Source organism: Collinsella tanakaei, assembly GCF_021531055.1.
GTDB classification, from domain to species: Bacteria; Actinomycetota; Coriobacteriia; order Coriobacteriales; family Coriobacteriaceae; genus Collinsella; species Collinsella tanakaei_B.
In genome coordinates this window covers 14,559-32,853 of record NZ_JADYTL010000002.1, presented here as the reverse complement: position 1 = coordinate 32,853, position 18,295 = coordinate 14,559, and the positions used below count along the sequence as shown (strand labels likewise).

Sequence of the window (18,295 nt, the reverse complement as noted above, 5' to 3'; positions counted from 1 at the left end):
TCGAGGAGCGACCATGATCTACACCCTGACCGCCAACCCGGCGATCGATTACAACATCTTCTGCGACGGCCTTGCGCCCAACTGCGTGACCCGTACGCGCGACGCGGTGTACAGTCCCAACGGCAAAGGGTTGAACGTCTCGTTCGCGCTGCATCACTTTGGGGTGGACACGGCCGTCCTTGGGTTCTTTGCGGGCTTCTCGGGCCACTATATCGTTGACGGCGCGCGGGCCAAGGGCGTGGAGGTCCATCCGGTATGGACCGAGGGCATCACGCGCGTCAATGTGTTTTTGAACGCCGTCGACCGTGAATACAACATGGTGAACGCGGGCGCCGCGATCACGCCGGCAGATGAAGGGAAGATGCTGCATCTGATCGGGTCGCTCGACGATATGACGTGCCTGTCCATCTCGGGTTCGCTGCCGCCGGGCACCTCCGACGACTTTCTGGCGCGCGTCGTCCGCATGGCGGGGGAGCGCGGCGCCGATGTCGTGCTCGACATCTCGTCGCCGCAGCTTGCGGATCTCGTGCACGAACGACCGCTGCTCATCAAGCCCAATGACGACGAGTTGCGCGACATCTTCGGACTCGAGGTCATGGCGGGAGACGATGCGAGTGCCGTACGTGCTCTGGACGCCCTACATGCTGCCGGTGCGCGGGCCGTGCTGCTGACGCTCGGCGGCGATGGGGCGTACTTCAGCGACGGCGCGGGCATATGGTATGCGCGCTGCATCGCGCCCGTGCAGGTGCTTTCCACGGTATGCGCCGGCGATTCCACGCTCGCGGCGTTCCTGTCGGTGTGGTATCGCGACCGCACTCGCGTGGAGGATGCGCTGCGGTTTGCGATGGCGACCGGGGCCAACGTGGTCGAGTGCGCCGGTCAGGGCGACTTCGCGCATGTGGATGCGTATCGTTCGCAGGTCGAGGTACGCCGCATCCGCTAGCCCTCGCGCGGCCACGTGGAATAACCCCAGGGTTTTTATGCATCGGGACGCCTTTTGGGCGTCCCGATGCATAAAAACCCTGGGGTTATTCCACGTGATGGAGTAGCTGCTAGCAAGCGAGCGATCCCATGGGATCCCAGGGCGCGAGCTCGATGGGCTCACTGTCGTAGGCGGCGAGCTCCTCGTCGGTGAGGTACTTCCTGTCGACGACGATCTGGTAGACGTACTGGCTGAACCACTCATCCGAGGCGATGTCGTAGCCCTTCTTGCCGCGATCGTCGCCCCAGCTGTTCTCGATGCGCCAGCGGGTCGGGTTGCCGTCGGCGTCGAGGTTCACGCCCTGCAGCGTCATGGCGTGCGTCATGAGCGACTCGCTGTAGTCCAGGCGCGCGGCCTTGTCGAGGCAGCCTTCGATGGGAAGGTCGAACAGCGTGTCGATGTCGAGCACGGCGGGGTCGAGCACGCCGTCGGAGCGCAGGAAGCACTGTCCCACGTCGGAGCCGAACCACACCGGCAGCCCGTCTTTGAGCTGGGCGACCGCGGCGCGCTTGAGCGACTCGATCGGCAGGTTGACGTAGCGCACGCCGCCGTCCTCGACGACGTTGCCGAGGAACTTGACGGTGTAGGCGTGCAGGTAGGGCTTGTCGGCGGTCGGCGCGTTGATGACCGAGATGTAGGCATCGAGGTCCATGTCGACGAACTCGGCGAAGAACTCCTGCGGCGTATAGGTGCCCGACGCCTTGAGCTCGCCCTTGTCGTCGCGGATGCGCACGTCGAAGGACGCGGGAGGCTCTCCCAGACAGATGGCGAGGAAGCGGTACACGCCCTCCATGAGTTCGGCCTTGATGGCGCGGAGCGCCTCGATGTCGGCGCCGTCGGCGTGGGCGTCGCGCAGACGCTTGGCGCCGCCACGCAGGTAGCGGGTCAGGCGCTGGTTCATGGGATGCGTGTTGGAGGAGTGGAAGGATTCCGGCATGGCCTCCTTCGGCACCACGCCGTACTTCTTCACAAGCGAACGGAACATGTCCCACTGGCCGCCGTCGCACATGGGGTCGGCGAGCAGGTAGGCGATCTCGCGGCCGTCAAGCGTCTCGTCGGCGCTGGCGATGATGTTCTCAAAGAACCAGTTGCAGCGCTCGTACTTATCCCAGAACAGGGGATAGGCCTGCGAGAGCTCGAAGGTCTTGAGACCGAGCTTCTTCATGATGCGGAAGCGCATGGTGTTCAGGCTCGCGAACATCCAGCAGCGGCCGGAGTGCTTCTGGTTGGTGACGTCGCCCTGCTGCAACTGCACGTCGAACGTCGTGGTCGCGAGTGCGGCGGCCTGCGGGTTGCGCGCGGCGGCGTCGATACCCGAGCTGGTGACCGCGTCGCGGGCGATCAGGTTGCCGCGATTGTCGTTGAATGAGCGATGAGCTGCGGCGATCACGTCCGGTGTGATCGCAAGATCAAGACCCATGAGCGCTTCCTTTCGGTGGGCCGGCGTACCGGCGACGTATGGACAATACCGACAGGTAGCATACCGCCATGCGACGGCGCACATTTCAAGAACACGCGGCGGCAGGCAAGTCACACATGACGTTCAAGAGCGTCGCATTGCGCGATGAGGTGACGATGCACGCTTTGCGGGCGGTTCCGGTCGCTGCAACTGTGAAGTGAGTGTTTTGATGCGGAAATACCGAGTAGACCGATTAGTGCCAAATACATGACCTGCGGTTTTGTCATCATCGTGGGTTTCCCTACTCGATATTTCCGATATAAAACACTCACTTTGGAAACGGATGACATATAACAGCAAGAAGACGAATCACAATGAACGCCAGCGGGTGCGTTCTGACGCGCGTAGCGCAAGGCCCGGTTATCGCCTTCGGAAACCGGGCCTTGTCAATGTGATAACAGGGTGCGAAACGTCAGCTGAGCTGCTCAATGGTAAACAGGGGCTCGCAGACGAGTTCGTCGGTGGTTCCCGCATCGATGCTGTCGAAAAAAGCTTGGGAGTTTCGCATGAGCGCGTCCTTGAAGTCGTCGACCGGCTCTATGCGATACTCGTGGGTCAGCGTCGTGCCGTCTTCGAAACTCGCGGTTACGGTGATGATGCTTCCTGCAAGCAGCTGCGCCCCGTAGGCGATGGACTCAAAGCGGAATTCATCGCTGTCGCCGGTTGCGTGGGATTCCTCGTATAGGGCTCGAAATTCGTCGGGGGGCGCGAAGGTCATTTCAAGCGAGAATGTGCCGCCGTCGATCGTCCCGATACGCTCGAGCATATCCTGCGTGATGGTCAGCTCCTTGCCGTGCATCTCCTCGAATGAGCCGTCGGGTTTTGTATAGCCTCTGCTGCCCAGATAGCAGAACTGGGCGGACTCGTCTCCGTCGATGCGGTAGTCGAGCTGCACGATATCGTCACCGTAGGCGCGAAGATCGATGTTGAAGACGTTGTGGCAGCTCATGCCCCCGTCGTCATCGGGTCCGGCGTCCCAGCTGCCCACGGAGTCCATGAAGCCGGGGCCTGCGAGCACCGTGTCGCCGCGGTCCTCCACGGGTGTGCCGTCGGCGTAGGCTACCAGCACGAAGCTGGACTCGCTCGCCGAGAGAGCGGAATCGTTCGAGCTTGCCCCCTGCTTCTCTCCGTCAGCGGTCCCGTCATTTGTCGGGGCTGGGTTTTTCTGTGACCACAGGATGCCCAGCGCGGTGCATCCCAACACGAGACCGGCGGTGCACGCGGCGATTGCGATGACGTGCCGTCGCGTATGGGTGCGCCGATCCGGGCGTCTTGCCGGCTGGGAGCGAGCTGCCGCCTGCGCAAGATTCGGCCGCTCGTCAGCTATGCGACGCTTGATTGCGGCACGCATCTGGGGCGTGAGTTTGATAGAAGCCATTCGCTGTGCATATTCGTCCATGATCGTTGCCATGGGTTTCCTCCTTCCTGATGCGTATGCGACTATCCATCAGTGCGTGGGAGGGCCGTGGGATGCGGCGTTGCCGCGAGAGACGGATGGGGCGCACGGGGGCCTTGCGAGCGCGATCGCGTTTCCGGTTTCACCCAGAATCTCGCGCAAGCGCGTGCGCGCGCGGAACAGCCGCGTGCGCACGGTGGCCGGTTTGATGCCAAGCAGTTGGGCGATCTCGTCGGAGCTGCGGTCTTCGATATAGGCCAGATGGATGACGAGACGCTGGTCCTCGGGAAGGTCGGCAAGGGCGTTCCAGACCGGATGGTCCTTCAGGGTGCGTAGCGCGATCTCCTCCGCAGAGGCGGAGCGACGGGAGTCGCGAGCATCGGCGTGCTGGTCATCCTCGAGTCTATCCACGCGGCGGTTCCAAGCGCTTTTATGCATGTCATGGCAGATGTTGATCGCCACGCGCAGCAGCCAGGCGCGCAGATGGGTTTTGTTTTCAAAGCGAGTCTCGCTGGTCAGCAGTCGTACGAACGTTTCCTGCACCGCGTCTTGGGCATCCGTTGCGTTCCTCAGCTGGTTCAGGGCGAGCCGGAACACGGCGTCGCCGTGCGCGTCGATGGCCCGGTCCATGAACTCCTCGGTTCGCGGGGTGCGATTAGTCATGCGTATCACCTCCTCACATCGAATACGAGTGAGGAGGTGCGTGCGTTTCATGGGTTCGGCGACCGGGCGAATCCCGTTTGACCCCTGTTTGCGCATGCATGGGACGTCAGCGACCCCGGCTCACGCTATACTTTGGTGGAGCGGGGAGCAAGACAGGAGAGACCAACGGTGACGGAGATTCGCATGAGAGCGCAACTGAACGGGACGTACCTGTCCGACGCGGCATTGCGTGTGCTGCGTGTGCTCGAGGCGGCCGGCCTGGAGGCCTGGGTCGTCGGCGGTTGGGTGCGCGACGCACTCATGGGCGGATCCGGTCACGACGTCGACCTGTGCTGCGCCGGCACCTGGCAGCAAAACGAGGCCGCGCTCGAGGCGGCGGGTATCCAGGTGGTGGAGTCCGGCATCAAGTTCGGCGGCATCACGGCGGTGGTCGACGGTGAGCGCATCGAGGTCACGACGTACCGCTTGGACGGCTTCTACACCGACGGGCGCCATCCCGAGAGCATCGTGCATGCTTCGTGCGTGGAGGACGACCTCGCACGGCGCGACTTCACCGTGAACGCCATGGCATGGCATCCCGAGCGCGGCCTGCTCGACCTGTATGGTGGACAGGACGATCTCGCTCATAAGGTCATCCGTGCCGTGGGGGAGCCCCGCCGCCGTTTTGAGGAGGACGCCCTGCGCATGCTGCGCGCGGTGCGCTTCGCCTGCCGTCTGGACTTTCGCATCGAACCTGCGACCGCGCAGGCCCTCGCGGATTGCGCCCCGCTGCTTGACGCCGTGGCGCGCGAGCGCGTGGGCATCGAGCTCGAGGGCATCCTCGTGACAGCGCACGGCGGCGACGCCCTGCTGCGCTATCCCGAGCTCATGTGCGCCGCGATTCCCGAGCTCGCGGTCTGCCGTGGCTTCGACCAGCGCAGTCCCTATCATGCCTACGATGTCTACGAGCACATCGCCCGCGTGCTCACGGTGGCCGGCGAACTGTCGCGCTTCCGCATCGACGGCGGCGATCCCGACCAGCCGCCCTCGCCTTCGCTCATGTGGGCGGCGCTGCTGCATGATGTGGGCAAGCCCGGCACCTTTACCGTCGACGAGAACGGTCGCGGCCACTTCTACGGACACCCGGAGCTCGGAGCCACGATGGCGCGCGACATCATGCGGCGGCTGTCGTGCTCGAACGACCTGATCCGCGATACGTGCCTGCTCATCCGCTATCACGATAGGCCCATGATGGCCGAGCGCGAGGACCTGCTCAAGGTGATGCGGATCTTCTCGGGCGAGGGGCTCAACACCGCGCGGCTCATGGGCGAGCTGTTCGACCTCAAACGCGCCGATGCCCTCGGCAAGGCGCCGTCGTGCTTCTACTACGTCGAGGACATCGAGCGTATGCGCGAGATGGTGCGCGAGCTCATCGCCAACCATGAGGCATATAGCATGGGGACGCTCGCCCTCAAGGGCCGCGATCTGATCGCCGCCGGCGTCAAGCCGGGTCCGCGCGTGGGCGAGCTGCTGCGCCGTGCGCTCAAGGCATCGATGAGCGGAGCGGTGCCCAACCGGACCGACGAACTGCTCGCCTACCTCGACCTGTAGCCAATGTAAAATTACCCCTGCAATGTAAAATAACCCCAGGGGTTATTTTACATCTGAAGGCGTCGATGAGCGGGGCGGTGCCCAACCGGACCGACGAGCTGCTCGCCTACCTCAATGTAAAATAACCCCTGGGGTTATTTTACATTGGAGGCAGTTCAAAAACCCCAGGGGTATTTTTACATTGGCGTGTGCGTGCGCCGAGGCTACCATGCTGTCCGATGCGTGATACGATGATAAGCATTCGTAACACTCTGCGAAGGAGTCGGCATGGATCAGCACGAGAGCCGCTGCACGGTGTCGCGCCGTGGTCTGATCGCCACGGCATGCGGTGCGCTTGCAGCCGGTGCGCTTGCGGGCTGCTCGACGGCGCGCGATGATGCCTCCACCCAAAGGAGCGGCAGCGCCTCCGGTGGCGCCACCGCCCCGCAGACGCAGGTCATCGTCGCCATGAGCGCGGGCAGCGAGCCGGCGGCGGGGTTCGATCCGCTGGTTGCCTGGGGCTGCGGCGAGCATGTGCACGAACCGCTCATCCAATCGACGCTCATCACGACCGACGAGGACCTGAACTTCGTCAACGACCTCGCCACGGACTACGTGTGTTCCGACGACGGGCTCGTGTGGACCTTCACCATCCGCGACGACGTCCGCTTTACCGACGGCGAGCCGCTGACCGCAGGCGACGTCGCCTTCACCGTCAACGCGGTGGCGCATGGCGGCACGTCGGAGGCCGATCTGTCCATGGTGGACAAGGCGGTGGCGGTGTCGGACACCGTCGTCGAGCTGTACCTCGACAAGCCCTACAACGCGCTGCTCTACACGCTCGCGGTCTTGGGCATCGTGCCCGAGCACGCCTACGGTGAGGACTACGGCGCGCATCCGATCGGGTCGGGTCGCTATATCCTCGAGCAGTGGGACCGCGGCCAGCAGGCGATCTTTCGCGCCAACCCCGACTACTACGGTGAGCCCCCGACTATGGAACGGGTGGTCGTCGTGTTCATGGACGAGGACGCCGCGCTCGCGGCGGTGCAGGCGGGTCAGGTGGATATCGCCTACACGTACGCGACGCACGCCGCGCAGCGCTTTGCCGGCTACGAGCTCGTCGCGTACCGCAGCGTCGACTCGCGCGGCATCTCGCTGCCCTGCATCCCGGCGGGTGGCACGCGGCGCGATGGCGACAACGAGTATCCTTCGGGCAACGACGTTACCTGCGACATCGCCGTGCGTCGCGCCATCAACTGCGGCGTCGACCGGCAGGCGATGATCGAGCACGTGCTCGACGGTTACGGCGAGCTCGCCTACAGCGTGGGCGACGGCATGCCGTGGTCGAGCGCCGATATGGAGGTCGCCTACGACCGCGATCGGGCGTGCGCGTTGCTCGACGAGGCGGGATGGGTCGCGGGGGAGGACGGCGTCCGCACGCGCGACGGCGTCCGCGCCGCCTTCGACATCTGGTACGCCTCCGACGATTCGGTCCGCCAAGCGCTCGCCAACGAGTTCGCCAATCAGATGGGCGAACTCGGTATCGAGGTGACGCCTCGCGGTGGCAGCTGGGACGAGATCTACCCGCACGAGTTCGAGCAGCCCGTCCTGTGGGGCTGGGGATCCAACTCGCCGGTCGAGGTCTATGAGCTGCACTACTCGACGGGTTGGGGCAACTTCGCCTGCTACGAGAACGAGACGGTCGACGGCTATCTGGATCTTGCCCTGGTCCAGACCGACATCGACGCATCCTATGAGTACTGGCGGCGCGCGATGTGGGACGGCACCGACGGCGTGGCACCCCAGGGGGCGGCGACATGGTGCTGGATCGCCAACGTCGAGCATCTGTATTTCAAGCGCGAGGGGCTCGATGTGGCCACGCAGAAGCCCCATCCGCATGGGCACGGCTGGTCGCTCGTCAACAACGTCGACCGTTGGAGCTGGGCATGACGGGGGAGCATGGCGGGTCCCGCCGGATCGCGCTGCCGTACCCCGTGCGCTTCGTCGCCGGGCAGCTCGCGCGCCTCGTCACCCTCATGGTGGCGGTGAGCTTCATCACGTTCGCGCTCGTGAGCGCGTCTCCCATCGACCCCGTGCAGGCCAACACCGGGCAGGCGGCGATGCTGTCCATGAGCGCGGAGAAGCGCGGGCAGCTCGAGGAGCGCTGGGGCGTCGACACGCCGCTATGGGAGCGCTACGCCGCGTGGGCGCACGACGCCGTCCGTGGGGACCTGGGTGACAGCCTGCGCTTCAACGCGCCCGTTGCCGAGGTCGTGGTCGATCGCGTCGCCGCCTCGGCGCTGCTGCTCGCCTCTGCGTGGGCGATCTCGGGCATCTTGGGCGTCGTGCTCGGGGTGCTTGCCGGAACCCTACGTGGCGGTGCGCTCGATCGCGTGATACGCGCCTACTGCTACCTTCTTTCCGCCACGCCGACGTTTTGGCTCGCCATGGTGCTGCTCATGGTGTTCGCCGTCGTGCTCGGTTGGTTTCCCGTGGGCTTTTCGGTGCCCATCGGGCGCACCGCCGTGACCGTCTCGTTTGCGGAGCGCCTGCATCATCTCGTGCTGCCCGCGATCGCGCTCTCGGTGACCGGGGTGGCCAACATCGCCCTGCATACCCGCGAGAAGGTCGTCGATGTCCTTGCTAGCGACTATGCGCGTCTCGCCGCCGCGCGCGGGGAATCGCGGTGGACGATCATGCGCCGGCACGGTTTGCGAAACCTGCTGCTTCCTGCCGTGACGCTGCAGTTCGCCTCGGTGAGCGAGATCGTGGGCGGGTCGGTTCTGGTCGAGCAGGTGTTTTCGTATCCGGGGCTCGGACAGGCGACCGTGACCGCCGGACTGGGCGGCGACGCGCCCCTGCTCGTCGGCTTGGCGCTCGCGACGACGGTCATGGTCTTTGCGGGCAACCTGGTCGCCAACCTCCTGTACGGCTCGATCGACCCCCGTATGAGGCAGGAGGTGTCCCGTGCGCGTGCATGATGCCTGCTGCGATGACGCGGCCGGGTCGGCGCCCGCCGCCGCTTCCGCAACGGTCTTCCATGCCCCGCTGCCGCATGGCGTATGGAACGGTCGGCGGGTTCTGCTCGCCTGCATCGTCTTCGCGTGCATCGCGTTATCGCTTGTGGTGCTTGTGGGGCACGCGCTGGCGCCTGCTGCCGTGGCAACAGATTTTTCCGCCAAGAACCTGCCCCCTTCCGCGGCGCATCCGTTCGGGACCGATTGGATGGGGCGCGACATGCTCGCCCGGACGCTCGCGGGGCTTTCCACGTCCATCGTGATCGGCCTTTTGTCCGCGGCCGTCTCGTCGGTTCTGGCCTTCGCGCTCGCCGCCCTTGCGGCGTTCGGGGGCCGTCGGGCGGATGCGGCGGTGAGCTGGCTGACCGATCTTACGATGGGCGTGCCGCACATCGTGCTGCTGGTGCTGATCAGCTACGCGTTGGGGCGCGGGGAGCTCGGCGTGTGCGTCGGCGTGGCGGTGACCCACTGGCCGAGCCTGACGCGCGTGCTGCGCGCCGAGATCCTGCAGCTTCGCGAGCAGCCGTACCTGGCATGCTCGCGCGCCCTCGGCGTGCGGGGCGTGCGCCTCGTCGCGACCCATGCCCTGCCGTACGTGTTGCCGCAGTACCTGGTCGGGCTGGTGCTGTTGTTCCCCCATGCGATCCTCCACGAGGCGTCGATCACGTTTCTGGGGTTCGGCCTGTCGCCCGAAACCCCGGCGATCGGCGTGATCTTGTCCGAGGCCATGGGCTACCTGACGGCCGGCTCATGGTGGCTCGCGGTGTTTCCGGGGGCGGCGCTGCTCACGGTGGTGCTGTTGTTCGACCGCGTCGGGTCGGCGCTGCGGCGCCTGGTGTCGACGGAGGGGGTGCAGGCATGATGCAGCTCGTGCGACACGTCGGGTCTCCGTCGTCCTCGATGGGCGGGGCCGCGCCGTCAGCCCATGGGCCCCATGGCGATGCGGAGTTCCATCATCACCATTCCCATGCCGCGATCTCGCGGCATCCGGACAACCACCACCTGTTGACCGTCGAGCACCTGAGCGTGTCGTTCGACATGTACGATCCCGTCGCGCCGTTTTTCCGCGCGGGACGCGTCGTGTGCGAGCAGCTGCACGACGTGACGCTTTCGGTGCATCGCGGCGAGATCTTGGCGGTGGTGGGCGCGAGCGGCTCGGGCAAGACCCTGCTTGCCGATGCGTTGCTGGGGCTCTATGAACAAAACACCCTGGTGAGCGGGCATATCTGGTTCGACGGCGAGGCGGTGGATGCCGATGCGCTCGAGCGCCTGCGCGGACGGGGCATCTCGCTCGTGCCCCAGAGCGTGTCGCATCTGGATCCGCTGATGCGGGTTGGGGAGCAGATCGTCGGCGCGTGTCACGGGCGGCGCCGTGCCGAGCGCCGTGAGCGTATGCGCTTGCTGCTTGAGCACTATGGGCTTTCCCCTGAGGTCGAGCGTCTGTATCCCCACGAGCTGTCGGGCGGTATGGCCCGCCGCGTGCTGCTCATATGCGCCCTCATGGACGAGCCGCAGCTCATCGTCGCCGACGAGCCGACGCCCGGGCTCGACATGGAGCGGGCGGTTCAAGCTCTGCGTGATCTGCGTGGTTTTGCCGACGGCGGGGGAGGCGTCCTGCTCATCACGCATGATGTCGAGCTTGCGCTGCGTGTGGCCGACCGCATCGCCGTCTTCCATGACGGGACGGTGGTCGAGGAGACGGCGGTGGGGAACTTCGCCGCGCCGGAGTTGCTGCGCGATCCGTTCACGCGCGCGCTGTGGCATGCCATGCCGGAACACGGGATGGTTGTGGAGGGTGATAGGGCCCTTGGTGCGGCGCCGTCGAAGGTGCGGCGGGGGATGTCGGATGGAGGGGATTGCCGATGAGCCTTGAGGCGCGGGGCATCTCGTTTGGGTATAGCGCCGGGCATCCGCTGTACCGCGGCTTCTCGCTGTCCGTGGCGCCGGGGGAGCGTGTGGCGCTGTGCGGCGCTTCGGGCGTCGGCAAGACGACGCTCTGCCGGATTCTCGCGGGGTATTTGCGCCCGCATGCCGGCGAGGTGGTGGTCGACGGGGATCCGCTGTACGGCCGCCGCGGCGCAGGTGCCCGTCCCGTGCAGCTGATCTGGCAGCATCCCGAGCAGGCCTTCGATGGGCGCATGCGCATGGGGAACTCGCTTGCGGAAGGCGCGTGCGATCTGTCCGCGCCCGCGGCGATCGAGCTTGCACGCTCGCAGGGCCTGCTCGATGCCGTGGGGATTCGCGAGGCGTGGCTGTCGCGGTATCCGCATGAGCTTTCCGGTGGGGAGCTCATGCGCTTCTGCGTCGCGCGGGCGCTGCTGGCGGCCCCGCGGTACCTGATCTGCGACGAGATGACGGCGATGCTCGATATGGTGACGCAGGCCGAGGTGTGGCACGCGGTGCTTCGGATCGCGCGGGAGCGCGACATGGGGCTTGTCGTCGTGTCGCACGCGCCCGCCCTGCTCGACCGGATCGCGACGCGCCGTGTTGACGTCGGCTCTTCATGACTCGTCCACAAGTTCGAGTTTTTCGGAAAAGAACCTTGCGCGTGTGGGGAAGTTCCCGTAATATCCTTCCTGCGCAAGCGGAAACGCACCGCGCATATGGCCCGTTCGTCTAGCGGTTTAGGACGCCGCCCTCTCAAGGCGGAGATCACCAGTTCGAATCTGGTACGGGCTACCACGTACGCTCAGGGCTCCCACGGGAGCCCTTTTTCATGCGCGGGCCCCGCGGGAAGCGCAGGTCCCGCCGGAAAAGCCTCGCTCCGTCCCCGTGGGAAAAAGGGACTGTCCCCATCTTCCCACGGGAAAATGGGGACAGTCCCTTTTTTCCCGCGGGGGCGCTGGCCGCCGAATCCATCTCAAAAAACTTGAAATTGGGGCTTGCGCGGAGCGATGCCGTACCGTAATATACTTTCTTGCGCAAAGCGGCAACGCGAGCGCGGATGCACTATTGGGATGTCGTCTAATGGCAGGACAGCGGATTCTGGTTCCGTCAATGGGGGTTCGACTCCCTCCATCCCAGCCATCCACTTGGCCCGTTCGTCTAGCGGTTTAGGACGCCGCCCTCTCAAGGCGGAGATCACCAGTTCGAATCTGGTACGGGCTACCAACAAGACCGCAGGTCAGGGGACACGTCCTCTGGCCTGTTTTCTTTTGAGGCCTCATCGCTCCTCCTTCGTGGGACACAATCTGGACACAACGGGGACTGGGACACAATCCGGGACGCGATCGGTCTAGACCGCGACCCTGAGAGCTCCTTCCTGCCTTGCCTGCTCGCTCGGCGTTTCGGAGAACAGGCTGCCGATGAGCTGAGCCGCCTGAGCGTCATTCTCGGGCAGCGCGTGGGCGTAGAGGTTCATCGTCAGGGTCGCCGAGGCGTGGCCGAGCCGGTGCTGGACGGTCTTCATGTCCATGCCGCCGGCGACGAGCTGCGTTGCCTGGGTGTGCCTGAGCTCATGGAACTTCAGGCCCTCGAAACCGTGGGCCTTCGTGAAGGACCGCCACCAGCGCGAGAAGTTCGTCGGGGCGATGAGGCCGCCTTTGTCGTTGCAGCAGACGGGCGTGTCCCTCGTCTGGTCGAGCGACAGAATGGCGAGCTCGTCTCGCTGGAACTGCTTCCACCGCCTCAGGTGCTCTATGGTCTTCTCGTCCACGGCGATGACGCGCTTCCCCGCCTCGGTCTTGGGCTCCTTCACCTCACCGTAGGTCGTGACCGACTGGGTGACGCGGATGGTTCCCCGTGCGAAGCTGATGTGGCCCCACGTGAGACCCAGGACCTCTCCGCGTCGCATGCCGGTTGCGAGACCGATTCGTGCCACCATGACGTTCCCGATGCTGGACAGGCCTCGCAGGTAGCTCCGCTCCGAGGTGTCGCCGCGCTTCTCCTGCCGTTCCTCGATGGCGTCGCGGGACGCATACGCCTCGTCCTCTGCCTCGTCGATGGTCGCGAGCAGCTGACGTGCCTCGGCGGTGGTGAGGGAGCGACGGTCCGGTGTGTCGCATCGCGGCGCCTTGACCTTCTCGGCGGGGTTGCGAAGTATGAGGTCGTAATCCACGGCACGCGAGAGGATCTGCTTGAGCAGCTTGTGGATCATGTTCATGGTGGTGCCGCTGCACCTGCCCTTCTCCTCCGTCTTGTCCCAGCGCATCTTCATGTAGAGCCCCTCGATGGTCTGGGCAGTGATGTCGCGAAGCCTGATGGCCCCAATGTAGGAGCACATGTCCTCGATGATGGTGCGCTCCCGGCGCAAGCGCGTCTTGCTGATCTCTGCCGCCGTCTCGCGAGCTTGCTGCCATTGCTCTGCGAACTCGGCGAAGGTCATCTTGTCGGCGTTGGCCGAGAGACCGTTCTCGAGGTCTGCCTTGAGTTGGTCGCGCAGTTTGCAGGCGTCGGACTTGGTGCCCTTGATGTTTCGCGAGACCACGTCGCGCTTGCCGGTGACGGGGTTGGTGCCGAGGTCGATGCGAACCTTCCAGTGCTTTGGGGCGTAGCTGGTGCCGTCGGGCTTCTTTACTTCCGTAATGCTTCCGTCTCCTTTTGCCATTACATTCACCTCCTTGGTTTGCGAGCATCGTGAGCAGGTCTTTTGCTATTCCATCACGCCCCTATGGGGCGGGGTGGGCAATTCTTTGGGCCTCCGCGTACCAGCGCTCGATGGAGGTGCGGTAGTCCTCTCCGATTTGTGCGACTGCGTCTTCGAGAGGGGTGCCGGAGGCGTACAGGATATGTGCGGTCTGACGTCGGCGTTTGCTAGCCGCCGTCTTGTGGGATTCGCAGCAGAACTCAGCGCGGCTCGATGTCGAGCGAGTAATGATTGGAGTGCCGCAAACGGGGCAGAGAGACACTCGGCCATCGTATATGGCGTCCTCGACGGTGTCATAGAGAGCGGTTTGCCAGCGAGTGAAGCCGCCGTCATCTTTAGGACGGAAAAAGCCCTGATTCAGCGAGAATAGGGAGTTGATTTCGAAATCCGGTTCGTCAGTGTAGTAGTGGTAGAAGTCCATCGGGTTTAGATACATCGGCGTGCCCAAATCAACAGTAATTAGCTCTCCGCACAGCAGTCGGATTGCCTCTTCTTTCGAGTACCTCTCTCGTTCATAAACGATGAGGAAGTAGTAGGTGCTATCAAGCGAATCAACCGGATTCTCGGGCCACTCCTCGTATGTTGTGAGCAAATAGCCGTCTTTGTTGATGCCGTCGGGATAGTTGCCAAAATTCTCAAAAATAGTGTCTTCCGCGATGCTGTCAAAATAAGTGCCCGCTATCTTGTGAGTTGACTCATCGTCAAGGGCAACAGCGGCATACTTCGAAACATCGCTGAGAAAGTCTCTGACGTATTCCTGCTCGAGCGCCTCTGTGATCTCGGGGAACTTGAACAATCCGTCAGGAGGCGTAGCTCCTAAAGCGTAAGCAGCGATAGTGAGGTAGCGGACATAGCTGTCGCGAAAAAACAACAGTTCGGGAATCCAAACTTCATGAAGCTCGTCTTTGCTCACCGAAAGCAAGTCCTTCTCGGTTAGCTCGTCGAGATAGTCGATCTCGCTGTCAGAATCAATCCGCGACTTGAGGGAGCCGGACAGGTCGATTTGAAGCTCTTCGGGCTTCCAGAGGCCGTTCTTAAGGGGATCGTCCTCACGCTTGGCAAAGAGCGAGCAGCAGGCCTCGTTCTTCAAGAAGTCGAGCATCGCCTTCCAAGAGCGGACGGTGAGCAGCTTGTTCAGGGCGGCTCGAGGTTCGACCTCGCGATCTTCCCCTTCCGGGAGATATACCGCGCGCTCTTCGTTCAGGGCAACCAATCTCATAGTAACCGTCACTCTCAAAATATCGTAAATCTACCGTAAACCAAAAAGAACAGTAAACTCTGATGGCTACGATGGTACCAACACCAACAGGGCGCGTCAACGCCAAAGAACGGAGGTACCTCATGGAACTCTCGCGATTCGAAATTACCCAGCGGAGGGAGAGGCTCGGCCTGTCGAAGTCTGCCTTTGGGCGGGAGTCGGGGCTGCATGTATCCACGATCTCTCAGATTGAGAACGGTCATCTCGTTCCGTATCCCAGGCAGGTCAAGAAGATGCTTGCGGCGTTCGAGCGACTCGAGGCGAAGGAGCGTCTCCAGAAGGTGGCGTCGTAGCCATGTCGCACAACTGTCTGACAATTCCATCCAATTCGTCCGATGCAGCCCAAGAGATGCCAATCGAGATCTTCGCGGCTTACCCTGATTTGCTGACGCCTGCGCACATCTCGGAGCTAACTGGGTTCACGGTCGAGTACGTGCGAAAGCTGTGCCGCGAGCACAAGATCCCCGCCGTGCAGGTGGGCGGCAGGCAGTGGTTCGTGCCGAAGCCGCGGTTCGTGGAGTACGTGATGGGCGGTGACGAATGACGGGGTACGACGAGCGCAGGCAGATGGCGCTTGGCCTTGCGGCCCGTCATGGTTTCGCGGTGTTCACGCTCGCTGCCCGTGCGAAGGAGCCGCACAAGGGCTCACACGGCTTCAAGGACGCGACGCGCGATGAGGCAACCATCGAGGCGATGTTCTCCGATCATCCTGACAGCAATATTGCTGTTGCCTGTGGTGCCGTCTCCGGCAACATTGGCGTCATTGACCTGGACGTTGCTGAGGACAAATCCTTCGACGGGCGCGAGGAGCTTGCCGAATGGCAGGTGGAGCACGGGAGGTTTCCGGATACGGCCAGTACAGTGACTGGCAAGGGTGGCACTCACCTCTACTTTCGCTTCCCTGATGGCGTGCCCGACTCCTACAAGAACGAGAACACGCACGTGGATTTCCGAGGCGAGAAGGGCTACGCCATGCTTCCCGGCTCGATTCATCCCAATGGGCGCGAGGTCTATTGGGACATGAGCCCCGATGAGTGCGCAATCGCCGAGGCGGATGAGAACGTGCTCGCGTTTGTGATGCATCATCGTCCAGGTACCGATGGAGCGGCGGCAATCACAAACGGCGCGGAGGTGCGGAAAGCGCCCTTTAAGCTGCCCGAGGTGCTTCACGAGGGCGCGCGAGATGAGACGATCTATCGCTTTGCGTGCTCGATGAACTCAAAGTGCGTGCCGAGGGACGTCACGCTTGTGGCTGCCCGCGCATATAACGAGAGCCGTTGTGTGCCGCCCCTGCCGGACTCGATCATCGTCCAGAAGGTCGATAGTGCCTATCGGCATCCACCGGGGACGTCGCGGAGGCGCTCCCTTGGCGATGGGGGCGTAGAGACGATGAGCCGCGCGAGCATATGGAGCAACCCGCATCTTGAGGCAAAGCTCAACAAGGACGGAGACTGCATCGGCTTCTATGCCCCGACCGTCCCCGCCCTCGTTTGGTGGATGCAGGAGGATCCCGCTCTCGCTGGCGTGCGCCTGGAGCGCATGAGCCAGCAGGTAGTGGTCGAGGATGGGCTGCCGTGGAGCGCTGACGCGAAGATATGGCGTCCTGTCGACGACGATTATCTCTTTGCGCGCATGCAGGAGAGATACAGGTTTGAGGGAAAGTCGCTCGTGCGTTCAGACAAGAACGTGCTCGCAGCCTTCTCGATCTTCTCGGATGGCAGGAGCTTTGACGCCCTTGTTGACATGCTTGACACGCTGCCGGAATGGGATGGAACGCCGCGAAAGGACCTGTTGCTCATTGAGTGTTTGGGTGCGGAGGACAGCCCCTACACGCGGGCGGTGACGGCACTTTTGCTGTGGGCTGCCGTGGCGCGAGCGTATCAGCCGGGCTGCAAGTATGACTACATGGTCGTGTTGCAAGGACCTCAGGGAATCGGCAAGTCGACGCTCCTGCGCCGACTGGCAATGCGCGACGAGCTCTTCGTGGACGATGTGAAGAACATCGGGACGAAGGAGGCGCAGGAGCTGATACAGGGGCGCTGGTTCGTTGAGCTCGCCGAGCTGGCAGCGTTCAAGGGCAGACAGGTCGAGACCCTGAAGTCGTTCATTACGAGTCAGACCGACAGCTATCGGGTGCCCTACGCCAAGCGTCCCGTGCAGCTGCCGAGGCGTTGCGTGCTCGTGGGCACGACGAACTTGGGCGAGTATCTGGAAGACCCTACGGGCAACCGCCGCTTCATGCCCGTCCGCTGCGGAAGAAGCGCCACGCGAGACATCTTCGCGCCGGACTTCTTCGAGTACGTGCAGCAGGTGTGGGCGGAAGTGCTTGCGGACTACCGTGTGTGCCCAAACCGAGGCCTTGTACTGCCGAGGGCCGTGGAGGACGAGGCCAACGCCATGCGCGAGCGCGCGACGACTGAGGACCCATGGATAGGGCTGATCGGCAGGTTCTTGACGGGTAAGAGGCAGGGTGAGCCCGTATGCACGATGCAGATTCTCATCGAGGCAATCCAGATGCCCCGCGAGCGCGTTCAGAAGAGGGACAACATGCGCGTGTCGAATATCATCACGCGACGCTTTCCCGAGTGGAAGCGGTGTCCCAGCAACCGCTGGATTGAGGGTTATGGCTCTCAGCGGGCGTTTGTTCGAAAGACACCCGAAGAGCTTGAGGCTGAGCGCACTGGTGCTCAGGGACGTTTGCCTGGTGTTTGACGTGTTGAGCTGCGGAAACGAACACCATAAACACCTAAACACCTCATTGGGAAGCGCTGCGGATGATGGTGGAAGCAGATGGGTTACGGGCATGCGAGTGGCTAGGCGGAGCTCTGCCCCTTTTGGTGTTCAAGGTGTTTTCTCGCTGATTGCGGGCGTGAACACCCGGACACCTCGAGTGCAGACGTGGATACGGTGTTTTGTCCGGGCGATGGTGCCGCATGAGCGCGTGGACAACTGGACAGAACGATGTGATCCGTGAGTTGGGACACCGGGGCGCTGCGGCGGTGCGCGAGGAGATTCTCAGGCGCTACGGCGTGGAGAGGACCGTCCGTGCCATTGAGATGCAGGCGTCGCGGATTCACGCGAGCCTGAGGGTGCTTTCGGTGTGTCCGCAATGCGGAGCCGTCGGGGTACGCCTCAACCGCCAGAGCGGGATGTGCCCGCGCTGTACCGAGGAGGCGCACGTTGCCGAGGAGCGTGCGTTCAACGAGCTCCTGCGCCGCGAGGCGGAGGGGTGCGAGGAGGGGCCGGAGATCGAGGCGGCCAGGCGCGAATATGCGCGTCTGAGGCAGCAGAACTCGCGGCTCATGCGCAAGCACGGCTTGCGCGGCAAGCGGGAGCGGGATATAGGCACGGTATAATCGCTTGAAA

General features: G+C 63.5%; 16 protein-coding genes and 3 tRNA genes. 14 read left to right on the top strand and 5 right to left on the bottom strand.

The features are described 5' to 3' along the window. The first annotated feature begins 13 nt into the window (after positions 1-13). Positions 14-943 (top strand): 1-phosphofructokinase family hexose kinase, encoded by a 930-nt coding sequence (locus I6E04_RS02245; RefSeq protein ID WP_235421544.1) that lies wholly within the window; start codon positions 14-16, stop codon positions 941-943. 109 nt (positions 944-1,052) lie between these two features. On the opposite strand, the gene I6E04_RS02240 is transcribed toward I6E04_RS02245, so the two are convergent. The 3 genes from I6E04_RS02240 to I6E04_RS02230 form a co-directional block, all read right to left on the bottom strand. Further along, the gene (locus I6E04_RS02240) at positions 1,053-2,402 is read right to left on the bottom strand and encodes an aminopeptidase C (protein WP_235421543.1); all 1,350 of its coding nucleotides are present in this window, start codon (positions 2,400-2,402) and stop codon (positions 1,053-1,055) included. Between the two features lie 451 nt (positions 2,403-2,853). Further along, a complete protein-coding gene (locus tag I6E04_RS02235) occupies positions 2,854-3,852 on the bottom strand; it encodes a hypothetical protein (RefSeq protein ID WP_235421542.1) in 999 nt (332 codons plus the stop codon). Positions 3,853-3,888: 36 nt separating this feature from the next. Beyond that, the gene (locus tag I6E04_RS02230; RefSeq protein WP_235421541.1) at positions 3,889-4,467 is read right to left on the bottom strand and encodes an RNA polymerase sigma factor; all 579 of its coding nucleotides are present in this window, start codon (positions 4,465-4,467) and stop codon (positions 3,889-3,891) included. 216 nt (positions 4,468-4,683) lie between these two features. Between I6E04_RS02230 and I6E04_RS02225 the strand changes: the two genes are divergently transcribed. From I6E04_RS02225 to I6E04_RS02185, 9 genes are all read left to right on the top strand, one after another. Then, a complete protein-coding gene (locus tag I6E04_RS02225; RefSeq protein WP_235421540.1) occupies positions 4,684-6,090 on the top strand; it encodes a CCA tRNA nucleotidyltransferase in 1,407 nt (468 codons plus the stop codon). 267 nt (positions 6,091-6,357) lie between these two features. Continuing rightward, positions 6,358-8,019 (top strand): ABC transporter substrate-binding protein, encoded by a 1,662-nt coding sequence (locus I6E04_RS02220; protein ID WP_235421539.1) that lies wholly within the window; start codon positions 6,358-6,360, stop codon positions 8,017-8,019. Then, entirely contained in the window at positions 8,016-9,050 is a 1,035-nt protein-coding gene (locus I6E04_RS02215) for an ABC transporter permease (protein ID WP_235421538.1), read from the top strand. The genes I6E04_RS02220 and I6E04_RS02215 overlap by 4 nt, the downstream gene beginning before the upstream one ends. Then, complete coding sequence (locus tag I6E04_RS02210; protein WP_235421537.1) at positions 9,037-9,948, top strand: ABC transporter permease; 912 nt, start codon at positions 9,037-9,039, stop codon at positions 9,946-9,948. Before I6E04_RS02215 ends, I6E04_RS02210 begins: the two co-directional genes overlap by 14 nt. Next, positions 9,945-10,952 carry an ATP-binding cassette domain-containing protein gene (locus I6E04_RS02205; protein ID WP_235421536.1) on the top strand — a complete coding sequence of 336 codons (1,008 nt, stop codon included), beginning with the start codon at positions 9,945-9,947 and terminating at the stop codon, positions 10,950-10,952. Before I6E04_RS02210 ends, I6E04_RS02205 begins: the two co-directional genes overlap by 4 nt. Continuing rightward, on the top strand, positions 10,949-11,593 hold the full coding sequence (locus I6E04_RS02200; RefSeq protein WP_235421535.1) for an ABC transporter ATP-binding protein: 645 nt from the start codon (positions 10,949-10,951) through the stop codon (positions 11,591-11,593). Before I6E04_RS02205 ends, I6E04_RS02200 begins: the two co-directional genes overlap by 4 nt. Before the next feature lie 98 nt (positions 11,594-11,691). Then, a tRNA-Glu gene (locus I6E04_RS02195) sits at positions 11,692-11,768 on the top strand. 271 nt (positions 11,769-12,039) lie between these two features. Then, positions 12,040-12,113 (top strand) — tRNA-Gln (locus I6E04_RS02190). Positions 12,114-12,120: 7 nt separating this feature from the next. Further along, positions 12,121-12,197 (top strand) — tRNA-Glu (locus I6E04_RS02185). Between the two features lie 124 nt (positions 12,198-12,321). Here I6E04_RS02185 and I6E04_RS02180 read toward each other — a convergent pair. Together I6E04_RS02180 and I6E04_RS02175 are read right to left on the bottom strand one after the other, a co-directional pair. Then, positions 12,322-13,632, bottom strand: coding sequence for a tyrosine-type recombinase/integrase (locus tag I6E04_RS02180; protein WP_235421534.1), 1,311 nt, complete (start codon positions 13,630-13,632; stop codon positions 12,322-12,324). Positions 13,633-13,693: 61 nt separating this feature from the next. Further along, positions 13,694-14,890, bottom strand: a complete 1,197-nt coding sequence (locus tag I6E04_RS02175) for a hypothetical protein (RefSeq protein ID WP_235421533.1) — start codon at positions 14,888-14,890, stop codon at positions 13,694-13,696. A gap of 122 nt (positions 14,891-15,012) precedes the next feature. Here I6E04_RS02175 and I6E04_RS02170 point away from each other — a divergent pair, with 122 nt between their 5' ends. From I6E04_RS02170 to I6E04_RS02155, 4 genes are all read left to right on the top strand, one after another. Next, positions 15,013-15,222 carry a helix-turn-helix domain-containing protein gene (locus I6E04_RS02170; protein WP_235421532.1) on the top strand — a complete coding sequence of 70 codons (210 nt, stop codon included), beginning with the start codon at positions 15,013-15,015 and terminating at the stop codon, positions 15,220-15,222. Between the two features lie 56 nt (positions 15,223-15,278). Next, positions 15,279-15,473 carry a helix-turn-helix domain-containing protein gene (locus I6E04_RS02165; RefSeq protein WP_235421531.1) on the top strand — a complete coding sequence of 65 codons (195 nt, stop codon included), beginning with the start codon at positions 15,279-15,281 and terminating at the stop codon, positions 15,471-15,473. Continuing rightward, complete coding sequence (locus I6E04_RS02160) at positions 15,470-17,641, top strand: VapE domain-containing protein (RefSeq protein WP_235421530.1); 2,172 nt, start codon at positions 15,470-15,472, stop codon at positions 17,639-17,641. Before I6E04_RS02165 ends, I6E04_RS02160 begins: the two co-directional genes overlap by 4 nt. Before the next feature lie 221 nt (positions 17,642-17,862). Next, the gene (locus I6E04_RS02155) at positions 17,863-18,285 is read left to right on the top strand and encodes a hypothetical protein (RefSeq protein ID WP_235421529.1); all 423 of its coding nucleotides are present in this window, start codon (positions 17,863-17,865) and stop codon (positions 18,283-18,285) included. Positions 18,286-18,295 lie beyond the last annotated feature (10 nt).